The following is a 20,838-nucleotide window of genomic DNA, read 5'->3' on the forward strand; positions in this document are numbered from 1 at the left end:
CCGAGGGCGCCTTTCTGGGACTCAGCGAGCCGCCGGCCACAGGCGCACCACCAGGGCCGCCAGCGCGGACACGGTCGCAAGCAACGTCACCGCGCCCCAGCCCCACCCGGCCAGCACGAGGCTGCCGCTCACCGCGCCCAGCGACATGCCGATGAACACGCAGACGAACAGCACCGCGTTGAGCCGGCTGCGCGCGGCGGGGTCGATGCCGAACACCATCGTCTGATGCGCCACCAGCGTCATCTGCACGCCCAGGTCGAAGCCAATCGCGCTGGCGCCGAACAACCACAGCCGCGCATCCGGCTGGAACCACGGTGAGGCGAACATCGCGGCGAACGCCACCGCCGTCAGCCCCGCGCCCAGCCGCGTGACGAGCTCGGGCCCGAAGCGGTCCGACACGCGCCCGGCGATGGGCGCGCCCAGGGCCCCCGCCGCGCCCGCCAGGCCGAAGGCGCCCGCCGCCGCGCTGCCCAGGTGGAACGGCGCGCCATGCAGCATCACCGCGAGCGTGGACCAGAACGCGCTGAAGCCCACCGAGAGCAGCCCCTGGGCCAGCGCGGCCCGGCGCAGCGCCCCGTGCTTGCGCCACAGGCCCACGAGCGAGCCGAGCAGCGCGCCGTAGGACAGCGTGCTCGTCGGACGGAAGGCCGGCAGCCCGCGCCACACCACCGCGCCAATCACCACCACGCTGCCCGCGGCCATCAGGTACATGGCGCGCCAGCCGAGCTGCTCGGCCACCACGCCGCTGACGACGCGCGAGAGCAGGATGCCGAGCAGCAGGCCCGTCATCACCGTCCCGACGACACCTCCGCGCTCCTTCTCGGGAGCCAGGGTGGCCGCGGCGGGCACGATGTCCTGCGCCACCGTCGCCGTGAGCCCCACCACGAAGCTCACCACCAGCAGCGGACCGATGGCGGGCGCCAGGCCGCTGAGCAGCAGCGCCACCGCGAGCAGGCCGACCTTGATGAGGATGATGCGGCGCCGGTCGAAGCGGTCCCCCAGCGGCGTCAGCAGCAGGATGCCCAGCGCGTAGCCCAGCTGGGTGAGCGTGGGCAAGAGTCCCACCACCGTGTCCGAGGCGCCGATGGAGGAGCCCATCACCCCCAGCATCGGCTGGCTGTAGTAGAGCGAGGCCACCGAGAACCCGGCGCTCGCCGCCAAAAGCAGGCGCAGCCCCCTCGACATCGAGCCCGAGTCTCCGGGGCCCACCAGGGCGAGCCGAGGCGCGCGGGCCTCGTCCGAGGGCAGCGCGCCTCTTCCGGCGGGTTCATGTACAGCGCGAATGAAGGACATGACGTTCACCTGGGTTGCTGCGAGTCGAGGTGAAGGTGTCCCAGAGCGGCGGTCCACGGTAGTAGCGGGGTCCGCACAGCGGATATACGCTCCACGTATAACGCCATGCCCCGTCCCCCCAAGTCCGCTCGGCCGCGTGCCCTCCCGAAGCCGCCGCCCACCACCGCCGACCGGCTCGAGCTGATGCAGACCTTCCTGCGCATCGTCGACGCCGGGAGCCTGTCCTCGGCCGCCGCGCAGCTCGGCACCACGCAGCCAACGGTGAGCCGTCGCCTCCAGGCGCTGGAGCGCTCGCTCGGCCTGCGGCTGCTGCAGCGCTCAACCCACGCGATGAAGCTCACCGAGGACGGCGCGCGCTGCTACGAGCGGGCGAAGGAGCTGCTCGCCAACTGGGAGATGTTCGAGGCCGACCTGCGCGGCGCGAGCGACGAGCCGGAGGGCACGCTGCGCGTCGTCGTCCCCCACGCCTTCGGCCAGCAGCTCCTGGTGGAGCCGCTGACGGAGTACCTGCACCGGCACCCGCGCGTCAGCGTCGAGTGGCTGCTGCACGACCGCGCGGTGGACTTCATCGCGGACGGCATCGACTGCGCGATTCACGTCGGCGAGGTGAAGGACCCCAGCGTGGTGGCCATCCGCGTGGCGGAGGTGCCGCGCATCGTCGCCGCCGCGCCCTCGGTGCTGACGGGGCGCTCCCGGCCCACCCACCCCGACGAGCTGGCGCGACTGCCCTGGCTGTCGCTGCGCACCTTCTATCGCAACGAGCTGTCGCTGACCCACGTGGCCACCGGGGAGGCCCAGCCCATCGTCTTCCAGCCGCGCGTGAGCACCGACAGTCTCTATGCGCTCCGGAGCGCGGCGCTGAAGGGGCTCGGCATCTGCGTGGCATCCGCGTGGGTGCTGCACGAGGACATCGTGAAGGGCCGGCTCGTCCACCTGGTGCCGGAGTGGCAGGCCTCCGCCCTGCCCATGTACCTGCTCTATCCCGCCGCGCGGTTCCATCCCGCGAGGCTGCGCAAGTTCGTGGCCCTGATGCGCGAGCTGATTCCCACCGCGCTCGCCGTGGCCACGCGCAAGCAGTGAGACCTCGCGAAACACAGACATCGCCTCCCCGCAGGTAGCCCCCGCAGACAGCGGGGCCCCGCCCGAGTTCCCCGGCACATCTCACCAGAATGCCACAGCCCGATTGTCTGATGCCCGCCGTTCGGGCCGACGCGTTTGTGTTCATCTATTTCGTGCCTTAGACATGGAGTGCTGGATTTATCCGAGAGTCTGGCGGCGCCCGCTGGCGTCTCACGTCCAAAGAAAGGCATGACCATGAAGAAGCTGCTCCTGGGAATGTTCCTGGCAACACTGTCGCTCGTCGGCTGTGGCACCGAGGAGGCGAACCTGCCGGAGACCGGACAGGTGATGACCACGGAGGATGGCCGCGAGCTGGTCATCGAGCAGCGGTCGGCCGAGTCCGGTGAGGAAGCGCCGGATGTCGATGCCGCCAACGTGAGTGTGGACGAGGACAGTCTCGCCTGCTGGGTGGTGCTCAACTATTGCCGGCACCCGGATACGGGGCGGCCGCATTGCACGGCCACCGGCTGCACCATCGCCCAGGCCATCAAGCATTGTCAGGCGCTCATCAGGAAGCACTGCTGAGCCTTCACCGCGGCAGACGCATGGGACCTCTCGGCCGTGGCCGAGAGGTCCGAAGGTGACAACGAATGGCACGGGGCTTCAGCGGGGAGCGGGCGGCTGGTCGAGTCCCACGAAGGTCCGGAAGAAGCGCTCCGGGTCCATGGCCACCGAGATGAAGGTCCGGGTGCCGTGTGCCAGCTCGGAGCCCCACTCCCCGCGCTCGCGCACCACCTCCACCTGTGCCCAGGTGACGATTCCGGGGTCGATGGCCGCGCACGCGGCGAGGGGGTCGTGCAGGAGCTTGCCTTCGGGCCGCTGCGCCAGGTAGCGCTCCATGGCTTCGAAGATGAGCGCCAGCCCGGGCGTCGCGGAGGCGTGGGGCTTCATGCGCTCGTGGAAGGCGCCGTCGTAGGCCACGCCATGGGTGACGTTCTTGGACACCAGCTCTCGGCGACCCACCCGGTCCGAGGACAGGGCCAGCAGCGCGCCCTTGGGGTCTCCGTTGAAGTTGAAGGTCGGGCAGGTGCGCAGGCCCGCGAACTTGGGCAGCCGGTGCTCCGGAGGGACCACGTTGTCGCCCGCGAAGCCGCCCTGCGCCGCCCACCGGTGCAGGTGGACGTCCGGGTGGTGCTCCAGGAGCAGCCGCAGGTTCTGGAGCGGTGCGCCCGTCAACAGCGTCGCCTGGGGATACCGCCTGAGCGTGCGAGCCAGCACCTCGTGCGCCAGGCCATCCGGCGCGGCGGGAGCCAGCGGTCCCAGCCACTTCGTGTGGAAGGCGGAGAGACTCTCCTTCTGTGATTCCGGATTGCGCGCGCCCACGGGCACGTCTCCCCGGCCAGCCCGCGCGAGCAGGTGCCTCACCATTCCCACCTGGGCGAGCGTCCCCGGCGTCACGGTCACCGCCCGCAGGGTGACGGCGGGGTGCGTGGCCAACAGGCAGAGGGTGAGCGCGTCGTCGGGGTCGCTCGTCTCCATGTCGAAGAGGATGTCAAAGGCCATGAGTGACTCCGGGGCGTGACGTCCTCGTCGAAGCACGTCGGTGACGCGCGGCGGGGACGACGGATGAGGGGCTCACCCGTGCGTCGCGCCTGACGCGCTGCTGGGCGAGGTCCTGAACGGCCCGGGGCGGATTCGCGGCGAGCAGGACCTGGCTTCTGGCGACAGGCGTCTAGAGGATGGCCCTGACGAAGAGGGACGCGACCCACACGGCCCAGAGGAGCGAGAGGGCGAGCAGGACGGCGGCGATCGGCCGGACCCACTTCGGCGTCGGCGATCTATCACGCCAGGGCAGGAGCATCAGGTAGCCGCCCGCCAGGGAGGGGATGGGGAGCAGGTTCAGGGACGCCATCCGCGCGCTCATGATGCCCCAGGCCCGGACCAGCTCTCCTTCACGGAGCAGGCCGACGAAGCGCTCCACGCGGCCCGGCAGCGCGGAGAGGTTGAACACGGCGGGGAAGCCCTCGGTGAATTGATGGAAGCCCTCCGCGGGCCCCAGGCACGCCATGGCGACGCCAATCTGCACGTACCAGGGCACCGCCAGGGCCAGTGCGTGCAGCGGGGGTGGCAGCTTGAGCAGCCGGCTCTTGAGCGGCTCCGTGGAGCCTTCCTCGGCTTCTGGCACGAACGACGCGGAGCTGCCCAGGGTGATGGGATGCAGGCTCCAGCCGATGCCCGCCATGCGCCACGCCACCAACTGGGGCCCATAGCCGATGCGAACCACGAGGGGCCGAGCCCCGAGGGCGCTCGCCACCACCGCCTGCGCCAACGCCCACATCACGTTGACCGCGAGGAACAGCACCCACAGCCAGAAGAAGAGGGCGACCCTGTCCATGGGCGGAACTCTATCTTCTTCCCACGGGAAAGACCCCGGGTCGGTGCGGACGCCCGGTGCGCCCTGTCTCGATGACGCAACAGGGCACGACTCATGAGCGTGTGTCTTTAGCAATCGATTGTGACTGGAATCCCGGCACCAGGAGGCGCCAACACCCAAGAGCGCCTCCCGGCCGCTGCTCACATCCCAGGCTCAGTATCTGAACGAAACCACTCCGCTACAGCTCGTGCTGCCATAGCAACCCGCGACGATGGTGTATGACCCCGAGGACAGAAGCCTCAGCGAGATGCTCGACGCCGTCCCACACACCCCGCCGAAGTCATCATTCCCCTAGCCCGAGGTCGAAGGCGCCCCTGACCAGACGAAGCGCCCTTCTTGCGCCTGGCCATTGAATGGGCAAACCAAGAATTGTCGTCGAGCGCCGCAAACCACTCACCCAGTCGTCTATCAATGACTCCTCACGGGGCGCCCTCTGGCACACCCTCTTTTTACCCCAAATGCAAACATCCACCCCAACAGGGAGCGTCACGCCAGACCCAGCTCCATGATTGCGATTACCGCGCCGGCGCAAATCCTCACAAGCGCGTCGAGCCCGCGATGACCACAGGGTCGAGGTCCATGCCCGCTTCCTCATCCTCGGGTGCGGCCGCCCCCAGCCACTACCCCGTCCCCTGTCAGAGGCTGTAAGCACGCCCCATGAGAAACCACGCCAGCCTCCTGCTCCTGCCGCTCCTCTCGCTGTTCGCCTGCGCTCCGACGGAGGGCCCACCGGACGGTGAACCCCAGACGGGCGAGGCGCCCCAGGCTGCCGTGACGCCGCTGCGCGCGAAGGCGCTCGGGCGCATGCGCAACGCGGCGAAGTACTTCCACGACAACGTCGCGCGGCACGGCGGCTACGCGTGGCACCACAACGCCAGCAACCTGAGCGAGCGCTGGGGGGACATCCAGCTCGACGAAGAGCAGATCATGATTCAGTCCCCCGGCACGTCCGACGTCGCCATCGCCTTCGTCGAGGCCGCCCTCGCCGACCCCGCCACCCCCGCGCTCAAGACCTACGCGCTGGACACGGCGATGGCGCTGCGTCACGGACAGGTGAAGTCAGGAGGCTGGCGCCTCTACGCCGACTTCAAGCCGACGCCGACGCTGCGGGCCTGCTACCTCAACACCACGGCGAGCTGTGGCTGCGGCGGCTGCTCCACCACGGCCTATGACGACCAGGTCACCCAGAACGCCCTCATCGCGATGATGCGCGTGGACCAGCTGCTCGGGTTCGCCAACGCGGACATCTCCAGCGCCTCGGCGTACGCCCGCGCGCGGATGGAGACCTCGCAGTACCCCACCCACGGCGGCTTCCCCCAGGGGTTCTCCGCCCCCGTCGCCGCCCGGCCCGCGCTGGTGGCGAGCTACCCTCCGTCCATCGGGACCGCCTGCGGCCTGGCCCAGTGCCACGCGAATGCGTACACCACCGAGTACTGGGATGACCCGACGCTGAACGACAACCTCGCGACCGCCTTCGTCGAGATGCTGTACTGGGCCCAAGAGGTCTACCCGGCCCGGGCCGCGACGTATCAGTCCATGCGCGCCGCCTTCGGCGACTTCCTGCGCCGGGCGCAGATGCCCCAGCCCCAGCCCGCGTGGGCACAGCAGTACGACGGCCAGATGCAGCCCCGCTGGGCGCGCAGCTGGGAGGCCCCCGCCATCGCCGGCCAGGAGAGCCAGGACGTCATGTGGGCCCTGCTCCGCCTCTACCAGCTCGACCCCAGCGTCCCCGCGAACCGCGATGCCGTCGCCACCGCCCTCGCCTACCTGGAGACGGTCGACTTCGCCAACGACACGCTCATCCACCGCTACATCGAGCTCGATGACACGGCCCCGTCGAACATCGGCTTCTACACCGTGAAGGCCGGTGGCTATCCGGTCCGCTTCTCCTCGGCGGCGCCCACCTACCAGAACTACGCCTGGGAGGTCCCCTCGCAGCTCGCCGCCCTCCGCGCCGAGTACACCCGGCTGGCGACCGACACCACCGTGATGAAGCGCACGTGCCAGCAGCTGCGCTACGACACGGCGCAGGCCGTCGACGCCGCCGTCAACAACGAGAAGTGGATCACGACCTACAGCCCGGGGGGACCTCGCAGCGGCGCCACCCCCGGCGACTACCTCGACACGAGCACCTTCGTCCGGAACCTGCGCACCCTCGCCGAGTTCGTCACGCGCACCACGACCGACTGCACGGCGTGGAATTACTGATGCATCCCTGATACCACTCGGCGGGCCCGGATTCCGGGCCCTGCCCGGAATCTTTCCAGTCCTGGAATCTTCATGGGACGTCGTCGTTCGGAGGCAGGCACCAGGCCGACGAATGGACCCGCATCGTCGGCGAACCGCGGGACCGGGGCGCTCGGGTCCCCGAGGACAGCCGCTACGTCTTCCCCGTCAAGCTCATCCCTCGCTGACACGCACCACGAGCTTGCCGACGTTCTTCCCCTGGAGCATCCCGATGAACGCCCCCGGTGCGTTCTCCAACCCGTCCACGGTGTCCTCGAGCAGCTTCACGCGGCCCTCGGCCACCCACGCGTCCATGTCCCGGCGGAAGGCGTCGTAGCGCGCGCCGTAGTGGTCCAGGATGATGAAGCCCTGCGCGCGGACACGCTTCGTCTGGAAGACGGACATCACCTTCGGCAGCAGGTTCGGACCGGGTGGCGGCGCGTCCTCGTTGTAGCTCGCGATGGTCCCGCACAACGGCACGCGCGCGTGGTGGTTGAGCAGCGGCACCACCGCCTCGAACACCTCACCGCCCACGTTCTCGAAGTAGACGTCGATGCCGCGCGGGCAGGCGGCGGCCAGACGCTCGGCCAGCTTCGGCTCGCGCCGGTCCAGGCACCTCGCTCGACGCCCGGGCTCACGCGGAGCGGCGGCCCCAGAAGACGAAGAGCGAGAGCGCGACGAGCAGGACGTTGAAGGGCGTGCCCGCCGCCTCGCCACGTGAGACGTGGAAGACGATGGCGCTGACCTGGAGCGCCGCGCAGCCCAGCGCGGCCCAGGCCGTCAGCCTCGGACGGATGCCCGTGAGCGAGGGCAGCACGACACCGAGCCCGCCCAACAGGTCCACCACCGCCGTCAGGGAGAGGAACGCTCCCGGCACCTGTCCCGCCCAGGGAATCATCGCGGCGAGCTGGGAGACGGGCGTGAAGAGCTTCCAGAGCCCCGTGCCCACGAACAGCAGGGACAGCAACACCTGGACGCTCCACAGCCCCACCGAGAGCGCCCTGGACGGCTTCCCGCCGCCGACAGCCTGAGTCGTCATGGCCTTCCTCCTGGCGCCGCGGATGACTTCCACGCGCCGGACCCGGCCTCTGTCGCATACCGTCCGGTGTCGGCCAAGGAGGCACCTTGAAGTCACCAGGTAACGGAAAGATGACCATGAGCTACGAGGACTGCGTCGCGATGCGCGAAATCCTCAGCCTCATCGGCGACAAGTGGAGCGTGATGGTCATCGTCAACCTCTCCGAGAGCCCCGTGCGCTTCAGCGACCTCAAGCGCGCCATCGAGGGCATCTCCCAACGGGTGCTGACCCACACCCTGCGCGGGCTGGAGCGCGACGGCATGGTCAAGCGCACCGTCCACCCCACCAAGCCCCCCAGCGTGGACTACGTGCTGACGGCGCTGGGACGCACCCTGATTGAGCCCGTCAGCACCCTGGCCATCTGGGCCCACCAGAACCGGCCGGAAATCGAGCGCGCCCGCGAGAGCTTCGAGCGCGCGACGCCCTGACCTCACGCCGCGCGCTGCAAGCGGCGCTTGTACCGGTCTCCCCAATCGCGCAGGCCCAGGAGCACCGGCTCCAGCGAGCGGCCGAACGGGGTGAGCTCGTACTCCACGCGGGGCGGCACCTCCGGGTAGACGGTGCGCTTGACGAGCCCGTCCTCCTCCAGCTCGCGCAGTTGGAGCGTGAGCATGCGCTGGCTGCAGTTCGGCAGCCGCTTGCGCAGCTCTCCGAAGCGATGCGTCCCCTTCAACAACCAGTACAGCACCACGCCCTTCCAGCGCCCACCGATGACGCCGAGGGCGGCCTCCACCGCGCAGTTCGTCTTCGAGTCATCGTCGCGCTTGCGAGCCATGGTTCCCTTTTTGTGCGTACTGGCCAAACTTGTGCGTACTTGCGGAGAAATAACCCGAAACGTACGTCTGCACCATGAAGACATGGGAACTGCAGCCGAGGCCGGGGTTCGATGCACTCACGCGGGCCGAGCGCCCGTCGCAGAGCGTGGGCTCGCACGAGGTGAAGGTCCGCGTCAGGGCGGTGTCGCTCAACTACCGCGACCTGCTCATCACCCGGGGGGCGGAGAAGAACCTCTCCTCCCCTCGCGTGCCCGTCTCCGACGGCGCTGGCGAGGTGCTGGAGGTGGGCTCGGCCGTCACCCGCTGGAAGGTGGGCGACCCGGTGATGGCCAACTTCTTCCCCCACTGGGTGGACGGAGAGCTGAGCGACGCGCACCACGCCAGCGCGCTCGGCGGCTCGCTCACCGACGGCATGCTGCGCGAGGAGGTGGTGCTCCCCGAGCACGCCTGGGTGCGCGTCCCGAGGGGATACTCGTTCGAGGAGGCGGCCACCCTCCCCTGCGCCGGGCTCACCGCGTGGCAGGCGCTGTTCGAGGTCACCTCGCTCCGGCCGGGTGAGACGGTGCTGCTCCAGGGCTCGGGCGGCGTGTCCGTGTTCGCGCTGCAGTTGGCGAAGGCCGCGGGCGCGCGGGTGCTGATGACGTCGAGCAGCGCGGACAAGGCGGTGCGGCTGCGCGAGCTGGGCGCGGAGGAGGTCATCGACTACCGCGCCGACGCGAAGTGGGGCGAGCGGGCCAAGGCGCTCACCGGCGGCCGGGGCGTGGACCTGGTGGTCGACGTGGGCGGACAGGCCACCTTCGACCAGTCCTCCGCGGCGCTGCGCTACGGCGGCTCCATGAGCATGCTCGGCGTGCTCACCGGAGCCCGGGGCGAGGTCAACCTGGGCGCGGTGTTCCAGCGGCGGCAGACGGTGCACGGCGTCTACGTGGGCTCGGTCTCCATGTTCGAGCGCTTCGTCGCGGCCCTGGAGCACAACCGCATCAAGCCCGTCATCGACCGCGTGTTCCCCTTCGAGGAGGCCCGCGCCGCCTGGGAGCACCTGGCCAGCGCACAGCACCTGGGCAAGGTCGTGGTGAGCCTCCCATGAACGTCCTCATCGTCTACGCGCACCCCGAGCCCCGCTCGCTCAACGGCGCGCTGAAGAACCTGGCGGTGAGCCACCTCACCGGGCTCGGGCACACGGTGCGGGTCTCGGACCTGTACGCGATGAACTGGAAGGCCACCGCCGACGCGGGCGACTTCCTGGCGCACCCCGAGGGAGAGCGGCTGGCCTATGCCCGGGCCTCGAAGGCCGCCTTCGCGGGCGGCACGCAGCGCACGGACGTGGTGGCCGAGCAGCAGAAGCTGCTCTGGGCCCAGGCCGTCATCTTCCAGTTCCCGCTGTGGTGGTTCTCGATGCCGGCCATCCTGAAGGGCTGGGTCGACCGGGTCTTCGCCTACGGCTTCGCCTATGGCGTGGGCGTGCACGGCGGCGAGCGCTGGGGAGACCGCTACGGCGAGGGCACCCTCACCGGACGCCGCGCCATGCTCTCCGTCACGATTGGCGGACGGGCACCGCACTACACGGAGCGCGGTGTGAATGGCGCGCTCGACGACCTGCTCTTCCCCATCCAGCACGGCGTCATCTACTACCCCGGGATGGAGGCGCTCCCGCCGTTCAGCCTCTACATGTCGGACCGGCTCACGCCCGAGGAATGGCCGTCCGTGGAGGAGGCCTACAAGGCTCGGCTGGACGGATTGTTCACGGACGCGCCCATTCCGTTCCGCAGGCAGAACGGCGGGCACTACGACACCCAGCAGGTGTTGAAGCCGGGCCTCGGGCTCGGCGCGGGGGGCACGCGCATCCACCTGCTCCAGCCGGGTGAGCCGGAGCAGCACCGACTCAATTCGACGACGTCCGGATGAACCGCCCGGTCAGTTCACGAGGAAGTCGGCCAGCGACGACACGTCCGATGCGCAGTGGCCACCATAGAGCGGATGCCACTCGGTCTTGACGCCGCGCTGGCGGGCGAGCTGGGCCAGGCGCTCGGTGCCTTCGTAGTTGCCGTAGGCATCGTAGAGACCGCAGGAGAGATAGAGCTCCGGCGTGCCGGGCCCCGCCTGGGAGATCAACTCCAGGGGCGAGACGCGGCGCCACTCGGCTTCGTCGGCCACGTACCTGCGCGCCAGCAGCCAGACGCCGAAGACGATCTTCGGGTTGGCCCCGGTGCGCTCCATCGAGGCCCGGAGGGTTCCGAGGGAGGAGAACGGCGAGTCGAGATAGACGCCCGGGCAGAGCGCCGCGACCTTCGCGAACCACGTCGGATGCGAGAGGCCCGCGACGAGGACATTGAGGCCGCCCATCGACTCTCCCAGCAGCATCCGCCGCCGGGGGCGACCCACCTTGGCTTCGAGCGCGGGCAGCCGTGACATGAAGTCCTCGAGCAGCCCGCTGTCCTCCTGCTTTCCCTTCGGCGTCAGCAGCCACGTCGGACCGTAGGAGACGGTGACGACGGTGGGCGGCAGGACTCCCGCGGCGTGCCAGCGCGCCTGCAGCATGCCGGTGAAGTAGGTGTCGTCGTTCCAGAGCGTCTCATCGAGCTTGCGTCCGTGGTGATGGTAGACGACGTCACCATTGGTGCCCGCCGCGGCGGTGTTGATGCAGTAACGAAGTGGACCTTCCGAATCGCACACCTGACTCGCGGGCGGGAACGAGGCCTTCTGGTCGCCGCGGCTGCGCGTGAGTTCCGTCCACGCGAACCAGGACACGATGGAGAGCAAGACGACGGGCAGCAGGTATCGAACCCGCCGTCCAGGGCGAGGCATGGGCATGGTTGAGGTATCCGATGGGAGAGGTGCCGTGACGACCGACGCGTGCGGCCCCGCCGAGCCCGGCTAGGCCAGCGCGACCTTCGAGTGGAGGTCGCGCGGCGTCGGCGGCTCCCCGGGCGAGCCGCTCGTCGAGATGTCCCCCTGCCTCAGGGGCCCGGGCAGGAGCCAGAGGCTCAGGAGGTAACCGAGGATCGCGCTGCCGCCGTAGCCCACGACCGGAGTCGGATGGTTGCCGAGCGCGGCGGCGAGCATCGCCGCGAGCCAGGCGGCCCCGAAGGTGAGGCAGGCCGGGCGGAGGTGCGGCTCACACGCCCTGAGGCGCAGCGCTGGGACGAGCAACAGGGCCAGGCCAGCCACGACAGCGCCCCCGGCGAGGGCATGGGCCGCGAAGGAGGAATGGAGGACCTGGTCGACGAAGGGGGTGGCGGGGAGCGTATCGGGGCGCAGCAGCGTCACCACGAACGCCAGGAGGCTGGCCGCGAAGGCCAGGCACGTCAGCCGGGACGCGCGCGTCGCCGTGACGGCCACCATCGCCGTGGCCATCATCGCCGCCATCGCGCGGTCCGGCTGGAGCGCCATGGCCAGCGCGGCGACGACGATTCCCATCGTCCCGAGCGGAGTGCGCGTCCGGGAGTAGCCGACGAGCATGAGCGGCAGGAGCACGAGGCTCGGCTGGACGACCACACCGCCGAGCCCGACCCAGCGACAGGCCCCCTCGACCCGGAGGCCGAGGAGCGAGGTCGCGAGCAACAGTGCCGAGAGACAGAGAATCAGCGCTCCGGCCCCGCGCTCGACCGACTCCGGGATGCGGCGGAGGAGGGACAGCAGGACCCACCCGATGACGAGCGCGCCCACGTTGCTGCCGAGGTAGCGGACAGGCGCCCCCGCGAGCGTCATGTAGACGAGCCCCAGGGTGACCGCGCCGACCGCGCAGAGCACGCCAACGGGCCCCGGACCGCGCGCCACGCCGAAGCCACCGTCCGCGCGCGACGCACGCACCTCCGCGCTCATCAAGGAGAGGAAGGGTTGCAGCAGGAGCAGGCCGAGGGCTCGCGGCGCCAGCCCGCGGAAGCTCTCCAGCGCGAACCTCAGCGCCTGGGTGTCATCGGGAATCTCCGCGAGCTCCGCCTGGATGGCCCACGCCCAGTCGCGCTGGTGCGGCGGCAGCAGGAACCGCAGGGCCCGGCACAGCAGCTCCGCCACGCGTCGCTGGAACCGGATGCTCATGACGTCGCCTCGCGGAGGCCACGGCGAGCCACCTTGCCTTCCGGCGGATTGTCGCGCGCGAGCTGGACCCCACTCCGGGTCAGCCGATAGGCGTGCCTCGGAGGCCGTCCGCCCTCCGCCGGCTGCTGCCACTCGGCCTCCAGGTACCCCTGGGCCTCAAGGCGAATCAGCAGCGGATAGAGCGTGCCCGACTTCACGTCCGCGAGACGGCACAGCTCATACCCGTGCGACCAGCGCTCGCCGGCCTCCAACAGCGCGGCGAGCACGGCGCGGGCGTGATTCGACAGGGCGCGGGTTCGGGGCATGCCCCTTAAATCTACCTATATAGATTTAAAGTCAAGGGCCCGAGATGAACGCCGAGAGCCTGTCGACCACCCGGGCATCCACGTGCCCCGGCGTCTGGTATTCGGCGGGGCCAGGCTTGCCGGTGCCCTGGATGAACAGGTGGTTGCTCCCAGGAATCGTCACCACCTCGGCCTGGGGCAGCCCCTTCTTCCAGACGGCGAGGTCCTCCTCGGTGACCTGGTAGTCGCGCTCGCCGCGAAGGATGAGCGGGGGCCGCGCGAGCTTCCGGGCCATCGCGACACCGTCCCGTGAGGCCCAGTCCCGCCAGTAGGCGGCGGGAGCGCCCAGCAGCTTCTTGTCGCCGAGCGTCCCCGCCTTCAGCAGCTCCACGTCCTTCTCGATGCCGGCGATGAACTCCGGGGGCTGCTCGAGGTAGCGCAGCTGCGCGAGGAGGATGTCCCACGGCGCGCGCCCCGGCGGCGCCAGCAGGACTGCGCCCGAGACGGGGGCCGCGCGGACCGCTATCTCCGGCGCCAGGAGCGCACCCAGGCTGTGCCCCACCACGAAGATGCGCTTCGGGTCGATGTCCGCGCGGGCCTTGAGGGCCTCCACGGCGGCGACAGCGTCCACGACGACCTCGTCATCCATCGAGATGCCCGCCGCGGACTGCCGCGCGTACACCTTCGTCCGCTTGTCGTAGCGCAGGACCACGATGCCTCGCGAGGAGAGCCCCTCGGCCAGGTCCTTGAACGGCTTGTTGGGCCCCGCCGTCTCGTCCCGGTCATGGGGACCGGAGCCATGGACCAGGATGATGCCCGGGAAGGGCCCCTTGCCCGAGGGCACCGTCAGCGTCCCCTTCAGCTCCCAGGGCGCCTTCCCCACCGACACCTCCTCACTCCGGAAGGCCGAGGCCTCGACATACGGCGCGGCGGACACGGCGGTCGACGGCGCGGCCCGCACGGGGGCCTGGTCCCGCATGACAGGGGCCGCCGCCTGGGGCGCCTGGGACGACGACGAGCTCGCGCAGCCGCCAAACACCATCCAGGTGGTGAGAATCGAACCTCGAAGAACGCGACGCATGTTCCCTCCCCTCACAGAGGCCGCTGGGTGCCTTCGTCATCCGTCGAGCCGCGCTCGAGGCGGCGGGAGATGACGTACGAGTAGATGACTGGAATCACGACCACCACGCCCACGAGCACCATCACGAAGTCCGGCCCGTACCCCATCAACCCCGTGAGCACGAGCGCGAGGCCCGCGAGCACGAAGAGCTTCCCGCCCAACCGGTGCGTGCGCAGCCAGACCTCGTCGTTCGCGAGCGTCCAGGGCGTGCGGATGCCGAAGAAGAAGTTCTTGGTGACCTTCCCCATGAAGTTGCCCAGCGTCATGAAGAGCAGGCCCGTCCCCGCGTGGAGCGCGCGCGCCATGGGCACGTCCACGCCCAGCCCCGCGAGCAGCACCAGCCCGTTCACCATGAACAGGAACGCGAGCAGCATCGCCATGACGAACTCGTAGACGGACTGGAACCGCTCCATCCGATAGCCCCGGGGTGAGATGCGCGGCAGCGCGAGCATCACCAGGTACACGCCCGCCATCACCAGCGGCTGCATGAAGGGGCCCCAGGGCTTCGCCGTGTAGCCATCCGCTACGCCCTTCGCGTTCCAGTGCGTGGGGATGGAGTCCGGCAGCCGCTCGTAGAACACCACCGCCAGCGCGAACGACACGATGACGAGCCCCAGACCCACTGCGTTCGCGCGGCTGATTCGCATCACGGCTCCCCGTTCTTCTTCTCGACCTTGAAGAGGTCCATCAACAGCGCCGCCACGTCCTCGAACACCGTCGTGTTGAGGGAGTAGACGATCTGCTGTCCCCGTCGCTCGCTGCGCACCAGGTCCGCCGCCTTCAACACGTTGAAGTGATGCGAGAGCGAGCCCTTCGTGATGTCGAACGCCTCCGCGAGCTCGCCCGCGCTCTTCGAGCCCCCCTGCAGGAGCTTGAGCACCTTGCGCCGCGTCGGATCCGAAATCGCCTTGAAGACCTCCTGCGTCCGCATCAGGACCTTTCGATTGTTTGACGACTTTCAAAATAACGATTTCCGGAGGCCTGTCAAGCCACGGAGGCCCTGCGCTCAGGCGGCCGATTCGGCGGTGACGACGGCGACGAGCAGCTCGGACACCTCGCGCATGAACGAGGAATCCAGCGTGTCGGGCGTGTCCGTGGCGCGGTGGTAGTGGGGATTGCGGAAGTTCGCCGTATCGGTCCAGAGCACCGCCGGGCGGTCGGCCAGCCAGAACGGGACGTGGTCGCTGCGGGCCAGGTCGGGCAGCAACCGGTAGAGCGGTCCCCACGTCTTCGCGCCCATCAACCGCAGCCCCGCCGCCGCGTCCGAGCCGAGGGCCCGGTCCACCGCGCCATTGGAGCGCCCCTTCGCGAGCAGCCCGAGGAAGTCCGGGGACCGCAAGCCCTTGGGCACCCACGGCAGCGGCAGTTGCTGCGCCACGCCCGAGCGCTCGCGAAAGCCGACCATCTCCAACACGTGCGTCGTCCCCAGCCCGCATGGCAGCGCGGGCACGCCCTGGGTGACGAAGTCGTCGCTGCCCAGGAACCCGTCCTCCTCCGCGTTGAACGCGAGGAAGCCCACGCCCTCCCCCGCACCGCGGAGCGCCAGCGCCCTGGCGCACTCGAGCATCACCGCCAGCCCGCTCGCGTTGTCGTCCGCGCCAGGACAGTCCGGGACGCTGTCGTAGTGGGCCGCCACGAAGGTCACCGTGCGCCCCTTCGCGCTCCGGGGAAGCGCCACCACGTTCCCGTAGCGCCCCTGGATGTGCACGTCGAGCCCCAGCCGCTCGAACGCCTCCGCCAGCACGTCCCGGACCCAGGCGTTGTTGCGCGCGTTCACGACGAAGTGTCGAGGGATGGCCAGGCGCTCCACCCACCGGAGCAACCGCGCCTCGGCCTCCACGGCCGCCCTGTCGACAGATGCAACCACCGCCTCCGCTGCCCGCTCTCGAATGACCATGATTGACTTACTTAGTAAGCTTATGGTGTAAGCACGTCAAGTCGACATGAAGCAGACGCACAAACGAGAACCCCTTTCGAGGGAGCGGATCCTCAGCGCGGCGCTCGACATCGTCGACCGTGAGGGCCTGGAGGCCATCTCCATGCGTCGGCTGGGTCAGGCGCTGGGCGTGGAGGCGATGTCGCTCTACAACCACGTCCCCAACAAGGCGGCCATCCTCGACGGGCTCTTCGAGACGGTGCTCGCCGAGGTGCCCTCCGCCAAGCGCGGGGGGACCTGGCAGGCGGCGTTGAGGGAGCGGGCCCAGGCGCTGCGCAAGGCCCTGCGCACGCACCCGAACACGCTGCCGCTGTTCGCGACGCGCGCCGCCGTCACGCCCGGGGCCATCGCCCACGTGGAGGCGGTGCTCGACACACTGCGCACCGCGGGCTTCAGTCCGGACGAGGCGCTCAGCGCGCTCCAGGTGTTGATGGCCTTCGTCGTGGGCCACTCGCTCTCCAGCTACGCGCCCCAGCCCGACGACGCGCAATCACATCCCGCCTATCAACAGCTCAGCGAGAAGGACTTCCCCCGCGTCCACGAAATCGCGCGCGTGCTGGACAGCCACGACGTGGAGGAGGAGTTCGAGCTGGGCCTGGAGGCGATGATGACCGGGCTGGAGGCGAACCCGGCGCGCCGCAAGCCCACCCGGAAGTAGGCCCCACCCTCAGGCGCCGATGAGCCCCTGGCCGCAGACGCGCACCGTGTTGCCCGTCACGCCATGGGCGCCCGGGCTCGACAGGAAGGTGACGAGCTCCGCGACGTCGCGCGGCTGTCCACCCTGGGAGAGAGAGTTGAGCCGGCGGCCCACCTCGCGCGTCATCAGCGGCATCTTCGCCACCATGGCGGTCTCGATGAAGCCCGGGGCCACGGCGTTGGCGCAGATGCCCCGCGCGGCGAGCCGGGGCGCGAGCGCGGCCACGTAGCCGATGAGCGCCGCCTTGCTCGTCGCGTAGTTGGTCTGGCCGAAGTTGCCGGACACACCGCTGATGGAGGACAGGTACACCAGCCGTCCGTCGTCGCGCAGCGCGCCGGTGCCGAGCAGCGCCTCGTCGATCGCCACGATGGCCGCGAGGTTGACGGTGAGCACCTGCTCCCACTGCTCTGGCGTCATCTTCGCGAGCGTGCGGTCGCGGGTGATGCCCGCGTTGTGCACGACGATGTCCACCCCGCCCGAGCCCGCCCTCAGCGCGGCCACCAGCTTCGCGGGCGCATCCGGCGAGGTGACGTCCAACAGGAGCGCCTCACCGCCCACGCGCGCGGCGGTCTGCTTCAGCGCGTCCCCGAGCGCGGGCACATCCAGGCACACCACGCGCGCGCCCTCCTGGGCCAGCCGCTCCGCCGTCGCCGCGCCGATGCCACGCGCCGCACCCGTCACCAGGGCCACCTTGCCGCTCAACGCCGCGTGCAGCGGCACGGCCGACGCCGCGCGCACGTCGCCGGAGAGGTGGAGCGCCTGACCCGACACATAGGTGCTCCCCACGTCGCAGAAGAAGCGCACCGGGCCGGCCAGCCGCGCCTCGGCGCCGCGCGCCACGTAGGCGACGTTCGCGGTGACACCCTGGCGGCCCACCTCCTTGCCCAGGCTGCGCACGAAGCCCTCCACGCCACGCGCCGCGGCGGAGGCCGCGGGGCTCGGCGCCTCGCCCGGCTCCGCCGCCAGCACCAGCACCCGCGCGTTGCGCGCGAGCCGGGGGAGCAGCGGGTGGAAGAAGTCGTAGAGGGCGCGCGTGTCCTGGGGGCCGCCCAGTCCCGTGGCGTCGAAGAGGACCGCGTCCACGCGCTGGGAGGCGTCCGAGGGAGGACCATCCAGCACCCGGGCGCCACCGCTCGTGAACGCGGCCTGGGCGCCCTCTGCGGCGAAGCCACCCGGGGCCGCGCCCAGCACCACGACGCGGTTCGCGAAGGGCTGCGCCGCCCAGCCCCCTTCGGCCCGGGCCAGCCGCGTGGGCTGGGGCAGGCCCAGGGCCTTCACGAGCCCACGGGTGAACGGGTTGTGGGCCAGGGACATGAGCCGGTCGGTCATGGTGGGGGACTCCGGAGACTTGGGAAGGCGAGGCGCCGGGGACCGTAGCAGGAGTGCCCGGGCCTCGCGCTCAGCGCTTCGGCTTGTAGCGCAGCCAGAGCAAGTCCCCCGCGCGCTTCTCGACGGAGACCCGCTTCAGGTGCCGCGCGCGCCCCCGCTTCCCCTCCACGTCGAACAGCGAGGGCGTGCCCACGCCGCCATCCGCGATGGGCGCCACCAGGATGCTCAGCTCGTCGATGAGGTCCGCGGCCAGGAAGGTGCCGTTGATCTTCCCGCCCCCCTCCAGCAGGAGCTTGCGGATGCCGAACACCTTCCGGAGCTTCGCGAGCAGCTTCTTCAGGTCCAGCGAGCCCTTGCCGCCGAACAGGTACGAGACGCCCTTGGCCTGGAGGAACGCCAGGTAGTCGTCGGAGACCTGCTCGGTGAGGAGGGTGATGACGTGCTCCTCGTCGATGGAGCCCGACCTCCACGTGAGCTTCCCGGACGGGTCCACCACGATGGCGTAGGACTCCGCGTCGCGCCGCGCGATGAAGTCCTCGCGGGGAATCGGCGCGCCCGCCTTGCGCACGGGCACCTTCGCCTTGCCGGCGTAGGGCTCCATGGAGATGCGGCCAATCATCCACGCGTCCGCGTCGTAGGTCTCCGCCGTGCGCTCGTACTCGGCCATCGCCCGGGGTGGCAGCTTCCACCCCTTCGTGACGATGCGCCCGTCGAGCGATGAGACCATGTGGCAGATGACATACGGCCGCTTCGCGTCCTTCATGGTCCGGCTCCTGTCAGAGCCTGGAGGCCACGAGCTGGGAGAGCTCGATCATCCGGTTCGAGAAGCCCCACTCGTTGTCGTACCAGGCGAAGACCTTGGCGAAGCGCTCGCCCAGCACCTGGGTGAGCGTGGCGTCGAAGATGGAGGAGCGCGCATCCCCCAGGTAGTCGCTGGAGACCAGCTGCTCCTCGGTGTAGCCGAGGATGTTCGCCATCGGCCCCTCGCTCGCCGCCTTCATCGCGGCGTGAATCGAGTCCTTGGTGAGCGGCCGGGTGCTCTCGAAGGTGAGGTCCACGAGCGAGACGTCCATCGTCGGCACGCGCATCGCCTGACCATCGAACTTGCCCTTGAGCGACGGGATGACCTCGCTCAGCGCCTTGGCGGCCCCGGAGGACGCGGGGATGATGTTCTGCGCGGCGGCGCGCGCCCGGCGCAGGTCGCCCTTGCGGTGCGGCACGTCGAGCAGCGCCTGGTCATTGGTGTACGAGTGCGTCGTCGTCATCAGGCCGCGCTCCAGCCCGAAGCCGTCCAGCAGCACCTTCGCCACCGGCGCCAGGCAGTTCGTCGTGCACGAGCCGCACGAGATGACGTGGTGCTTCGCGGCGTCGTAGTCCTGCGTGTTCACGCCCAGGACGATGGTCGCGTCGTGGCCCTTGGCCGGCGCGCCGATGATGACCTTGCGAGCCCCGGCGGACAGGTGCGCGACGGCCTTCTCCTTGTCGGTGAACAGGCCCGTGCACTCCAGCACGATGTCCACGCCCAGCTCCTTCCAGGGGAGCTTGCCCGGGTCCTTCTCCGCGACGACGCGAATCTCACGGCCCTCGATGACGAGCTTGCCGTCCCGCGCCTCGGCCCGGTGCGTGGCCCGACCATGGACGGTGTCGTAGTTGTACAGGTGCGCGAGCGTCGCGGCGTCCGTCAGGTCATTGAGCGCGACGAGCTCCAGGTCCTTGATGCCTCGCTCGAACATCGCGCGGACGATGCAGCGGCCGATGCGGCCGAAGCCGTTGATGGCGAGTTTCCGGGTCATTGCGTCAGGTCTCCTTGGGAAGAAGGGATGGCGGGGGCTCCCCACGGATGGGGAGCCCGCCGCCGGGCTCATCAGGCGAACTCCACTACTCCGTGGCGCGGACCCAGTGCTGGGTGCGGCCCAGCAGGGACATGCCGATGTAGCCGCGCACCTTCAGCTTCTTGCCACCGTCCTCGACGGCGACCTTGCACTTGTAGGTCTTGCCGTTGGCCGGGTCGAGGATGGTGCCGCCCGTCCACTCGTCGTCGTCCTTCTTCAGGTTCTGGAGGATGGTCATCCCGATGATGGGCTGGTCCTTGAGCGAACCCTGGCACTTGTCGCAGACGGGGTTCTGGTCCTCGGTCGGCTCGCGGAAGAGCTTCTCAATCTTGCCGAACAGCTTGCCGTCCTGCTCGGTGATGACGATGACGGACTTGGGCTTCTTCGTCTCGTCATCGATGGTCGTCCACCGGCCCGTGGGACCGGTCGACGGAGCGGCGGCGGGGGCCTTCGCGGCCGGCGCGGCGGCGGGAGCCTCGGCGGCAGGGGCCGCGGCGGGAGCCGCGTCCTGGGCCAGGGCGTTCGAGGCCATCATCAGACACAGGGAAGTGAGTCCGAACCACCGGGTTGCTTTCATGTCTTGAGGTCCTTGCGCGCGGGGCTCACGTCGGAGGGGGCTTGCGCTCGAGCGCCCCACCAGCCCGGTTGTACTCCAACGTCACACCAGGAGGCAGCCCCGCGTGACGCGCACGGATGCCGCTGTGCGGCATCGACACCATTCGCCAGGGGCCACCCG

General features: G+C 69.9%; 24 protein-coding genes. 7 read left to right on the top strand and 17 right to left on the bottom strand.

Annotation, left to right across the window (positions count from 1 at the left end; all coding sequences use genetic code 11):
• Window positions 1-21: 21 nt before the first annotated feature.
• On the bottom strand, window positions 22-1,293 hold the full coding sequence (locus OWM54_RS10400; RefSeq protein WP_267697380.1) for an MFS transporter: 1,272 nt from the start codon (window positions 1,291-1,293) through the stop codon (window positions 22-24).
• Window positions 1,294-1,398: 105 nt separating this feature from the next.
• On the opposite strand from OWM54_RS10400, the gene OWM54_RS10405 reads away from it, so the two are divergent.
• Window positions 1,399-2,373 carry a LysR family transcriptional regulator gene (locus OWM54_RS10405; RefSeq protein WP_267697381.1) on the top strand — a complete coding sequence of 325 codons (975 nt, stop codon included), beginning with the start codon at window positions 1,399-1,401 and terminating at the stop codon, window positions 2,371-2,373.
• Between the two features lie 234 nt (window positions 2,374-2,607).
• Window positions 2,608-2,937, top strand: coding sequence for a hypothetical protein (locus OWM54_RS10410; RefSeq protein WP_267697382.1), 330 nt, complete (start codon window positions 2,608-2,610; stop codon window positions 2,935-2,937).
• 78 nt (window positions 2,938-3,015) lie between these two features.
• Here the strand turns inward: OWM54_RS10410 and OWM54_RS10415 are convergent, their stop codons facing one another.
• Together OWM54_RS10415 and OWM54_RS10420 are read right to left on the bottom strand one after the other, a co-directional pair.
• Window positions 3,016-3,915, bottom strand: a complete 900-nt coding sequence (locus tag OWM54_RS10415) for a nucleoside hydrolase (RefSeq protein WP_267697383.1) — start codon at window positions 3,913-3,915, stop codon at window positions 3,016-3,018.
• 169 nt (window positions 3,916-4,084) lie between these two features.
• A complete protein-coding gene (locus tag OWM54_RS10420; RefSeq protein ID WP_141333244.1) occupies window positions 4,085-4,747 on the bottom strand; it encodes a hypothetical protein in 663 nt (220 codons plus the stop codon).
• A gap of 696 nt (window positions 4,748-5,443) precedes the next feature.
• Between OWM54_RS10420 and OWM54_RS10425 the strand changes: the two genes are divergently transcribed.
• The gene (locus OWM54_RS10425; protein WP_267697384.1) at window positions 5,444-6,994 is read left to right on the top strand and encodes a pectate lyase; all 1,551 of its coding nucleotides are present in this window, start codon (window positions 5,444-5,446) and stop codon (window positions 6,992-6,994) included.
• Between the two features lie 192 nt (window positions 6,995-7,186).
• On the opposite strand, the gene OWM54_RS10430 is transcribed toward OWM54_RS10425, so the two are convergent.
• Together OWM54_RS10430 and OWM54_RS10435 are read right to left on the bottom strand one after the other, a co-directional pair.
• Entirely contained in the window at window positions 7,187-7,729 is a 543-nt protein-coding gene (locus OWM54_RS10430) for a zinc-binding dehydrogenase (RefSeq protein ID WP_267697385.1), read from the bottom strand.
• Window positions 7,647-8,051: a DoxX family protein gene (locus OWM54_RS10435; protein WP_267697386.1), complete on the bottom strand. Its 405-nt coding sequence runs from the start codon at window positions 8,049-8,051 to the stop codon at window positions 7,647-7,649. Before OWM54_RS10435 ends, OWM54_RS10430 begins: the two co-directional genes overlap by 83 nt.
• Before the next feature lie 86 nt (window positions 8,052-8,137).
• Here OWM54_RS10435 and OWM54_RS10440 point away from each other — a divergent pair, with 86 nt between their 5' ends.
• The gene (locus tag OWM54_RS10440) at window positions 8,138-8,518 is read left to right on the top strand and encodes a winged helix-turn-helix transcriptional regulator (RefSeq protein WP_267697387.1); all 381 of its coding nucleotides are present in this window, start codon (window positions 8,138-8,140) and stop codon (window positions 8,516-8,518) included.
• 2 nt (window positions 8,519-8,520) lie between these two features.
• Here the strand turns inward: OWM54_RS10440 and OWM54_RS10445 are convergent, their stop codons facing one another.
• Window positions 8,521-8,865 carry a winged helix-turn-helix transcriptional regulator gene (locus OWM54_RS10445; RefSeq protein WP_046711907.1) on the bottom strand — a complete coding sequence of 115 codons (345 nt, stop codon included), beginning with the start codon at window positions 8,863-8,865 and terminating at the stop codon, window positions 8,521-8,523.
• Between the two features lie 74 nt (window positions 8,866-8,939).
• Between OWM54_RS10445 and OWM54_RS10450 the strand changes: the two genes are divergently transcribed.
• Together OWM54_RS10450 and OWM54_RS10455 are read left to right on the top strand one after the other, a co-directional pair.
• Window positions 8,940-9,953 carry a zinc-dependent alcohol dehydrogenase family protein gene (locus tag OWM54_RS10450; protein WP_267697388.1) on the top strand — a complete coding sequence of 338 codons (1,014 nt, stop codon included), beginning with the start codon at window positions 8,940-8,942 and terminating at the stop codon, window positions 9,951-9,953.
• Window positions 9,950-10,771, top strand: coding sequence for an NAD(P)H-dependent oxidoreductase (locus OWM54_RS10455; RefSeq protein WP_267697389.1), 822 nt, complete (start codon window positions 9,950-9,952; stop codon window positions 10,769-10,771). The genes OWM54_RS10450 and OWM54_RS10455 overlap by 4 nt, the downstream gene beginning before the upstream one ends.
• Window positions 10,772-10,780: 9 nt before the next feature.
• On the opposite strand, the gene OWM54_RS10460 is transcribed toward OWM54_RS10455, so the two are convergent.
• The 7 genes from OWM54_RS10460 to OWM54_RS10490 all read right to left on the bottom strand — a co-directional run bounded on the left by OWM54_RS10460 (window position 10,781) and on the right by OWM54_RS10490 (window position 16,205).
• Window positions 10,781-11,677 carry an alpha/beta hydrolase-fold protein gene (locus OWM54_RS10460; RefSeq protein ID WP_267697390.1) on the bottom strand — a complete coding sequence of 299 codons (897 nt, stop codon included), beginning with the start codon at window positions 11,675-11,677 and terminating at the stop codon, window positions 10,781-10,783.
• Window positions 11,678-11,740: 63 nt separating this feature from the next.
• Window positions 11,741-12,904 (bottom strand): hypothetical protein, encoded by a 1,164-nt coding sequence (locus OWM54_RS10465; RefSeq protein WP_267697391.1) that lies wholly within the window; start codon window positions 12,902-12,904, stop codon window positions 11,741-11,743.
• Window positions 12,901-13,209, bottom strand: a complete 309-nt coding sequence (locus OWM54_RS10470; RefSeq protein ID WP_267697392.1) for a PadR family transcriptional regulator — start codon at window positions 13,207-13,209, stop codon at window positions 12,901-12,903. The genes OWM54_RS10465 and OWM54_RS10470 overlap by 4 nt, the downstream gene beginning before the upstream one ends.
• A gap of 31 nt (window positions 13,210-13,240) precedes the next feature.
• Window positions 13,241-14,269 (bottom strand): alpha/beta hydrolase family protein, encoded by a 1,029-nt coding sequence (locus tag OWM54_RS10475; RefSeq protein WP_267697393.1) that lies wholly within the window; start codon window positions 14,267-14,269, stop codon window positions 13,241-13,243.
• 11 nt (window positions 14,270-14,280) lie between these two features.
• Window positions 14,281-14,955 (bottom strand): SdpI family protein, encoded by a 675-nt coding sequence (locus OWM54_RS10480; RefSeq protein ID WP_223752039.1) that lies wholly within the window; start codon window positions 14,953-14,955, stop codon window positions 14,281-14,283.
• Entirely contained in the window at window positions 14,955-15,239 is a 285-nt protein-coding gene (locus OWM54_RS10485; protein ID WP_046711902.1) for an autorepressor SdpR family transcription factor, read from the bottom strand. Before OWM54_RS10485 ends, OWM54_RS10480 begins: the two co-directional genes overlap by 1 nt.
• A gap of 75 nt (window positions 15,240-15,314) precedes the next feature.
• Window positions 15,315-16,205, bottom strand: coding sequence for a M28 family peptidase (locus OWM54_RS10490; protein WP_267697394.1), 891 nt, complete (start codon window positions 16,203-16,205; stop codon window positions 15,315-15,317).
• A gap of 46 nt (window positions 16,206-16,251) precedes the next feature.
• Between OWM54_RS10490 and OWM54_RS10495 the strand changes: the two genes are divergently transcribed.
• The gene (locus OWM54_RS10495) at window positions 16,252-16,902 is read left to right on the top strand and encodes a TetR/AcrR family transcriptional regulator C-terminal domain-containing protein (RefSeq protein WP_267697395.1); all 651 of its coding nucleotides are present in this window, start codon (window positions 16,252-16,254) and stop codon (window positions 16,900-16,902) included.
• A gap of 9 nt (window positions 16,903-16,911) precedes the next feature.
• On the opposite strand, the gene OWM54_RS10500 is transcribed toward OWM54_RS10495, so the two are convergent.
• From OWM54_RS10500 to OWM54_RS10515, 4 genes are all read right to left on the bottom strand, one after another.
• A complete protein-coding gene (locus OWM54_RS10500) occupies window positions 16,912-18,270 on the bottom strand; it encodes a 3-oxoacyl-ACP reductase (RefSeq protein WP_267697396.1) in 1,359 nt (452 codons plus the stop codon).
• Between the two features lie 70 nt (window positions 18,271-18,340).
• A complete protein-coding gene (locus OWM54_RS10505; protein ID WP_267697397.1) occupies window positions 18,341-19,033 on the bottom strand; it encodes a RibD family protein in 693 nt (230 codons plus the stop codon).
• Window positions 19,034-19,046: 13 nt separating this feature from the next.
• Complete coding sequence (gene gap, locus OWM54_RS10510) at window positions 19,047-20,063, bottom strand: type I glyceraldehyde-3-phosphate dehydrogenase (RefSeq protein WP_267697398.1); 1,017 nt, start codon at window positions 20,061-20,063, stop codon at window positions 19,047-19,049.
• An 85-nt stretch (window positions 20,064-20,148) separates the two neighbouring features.
• Window positions 20,149-20,679, bottom strand: a complete 531-nt coding sequence (locus tag OWM54_RS10515; RefSeq protein WP_267697399.1) for a DUF2147 domain-containing protein — start codon at window positions 20,677-20,679, stop codon at window positions 20,149-20,151.
• Window positions 20,680-20,838: the final 159 nt, after the last annotated feature.

This window comes from Myxococcus sp. MISCRS1 (genome assembly GCF_026626605.1).
Taxonomy (GTDB): Bacteria; Myxococcota; Myxococcia; order Myxococcales; family Myxococcaceae; genus Myxococcus; species Myxococcus fulvus.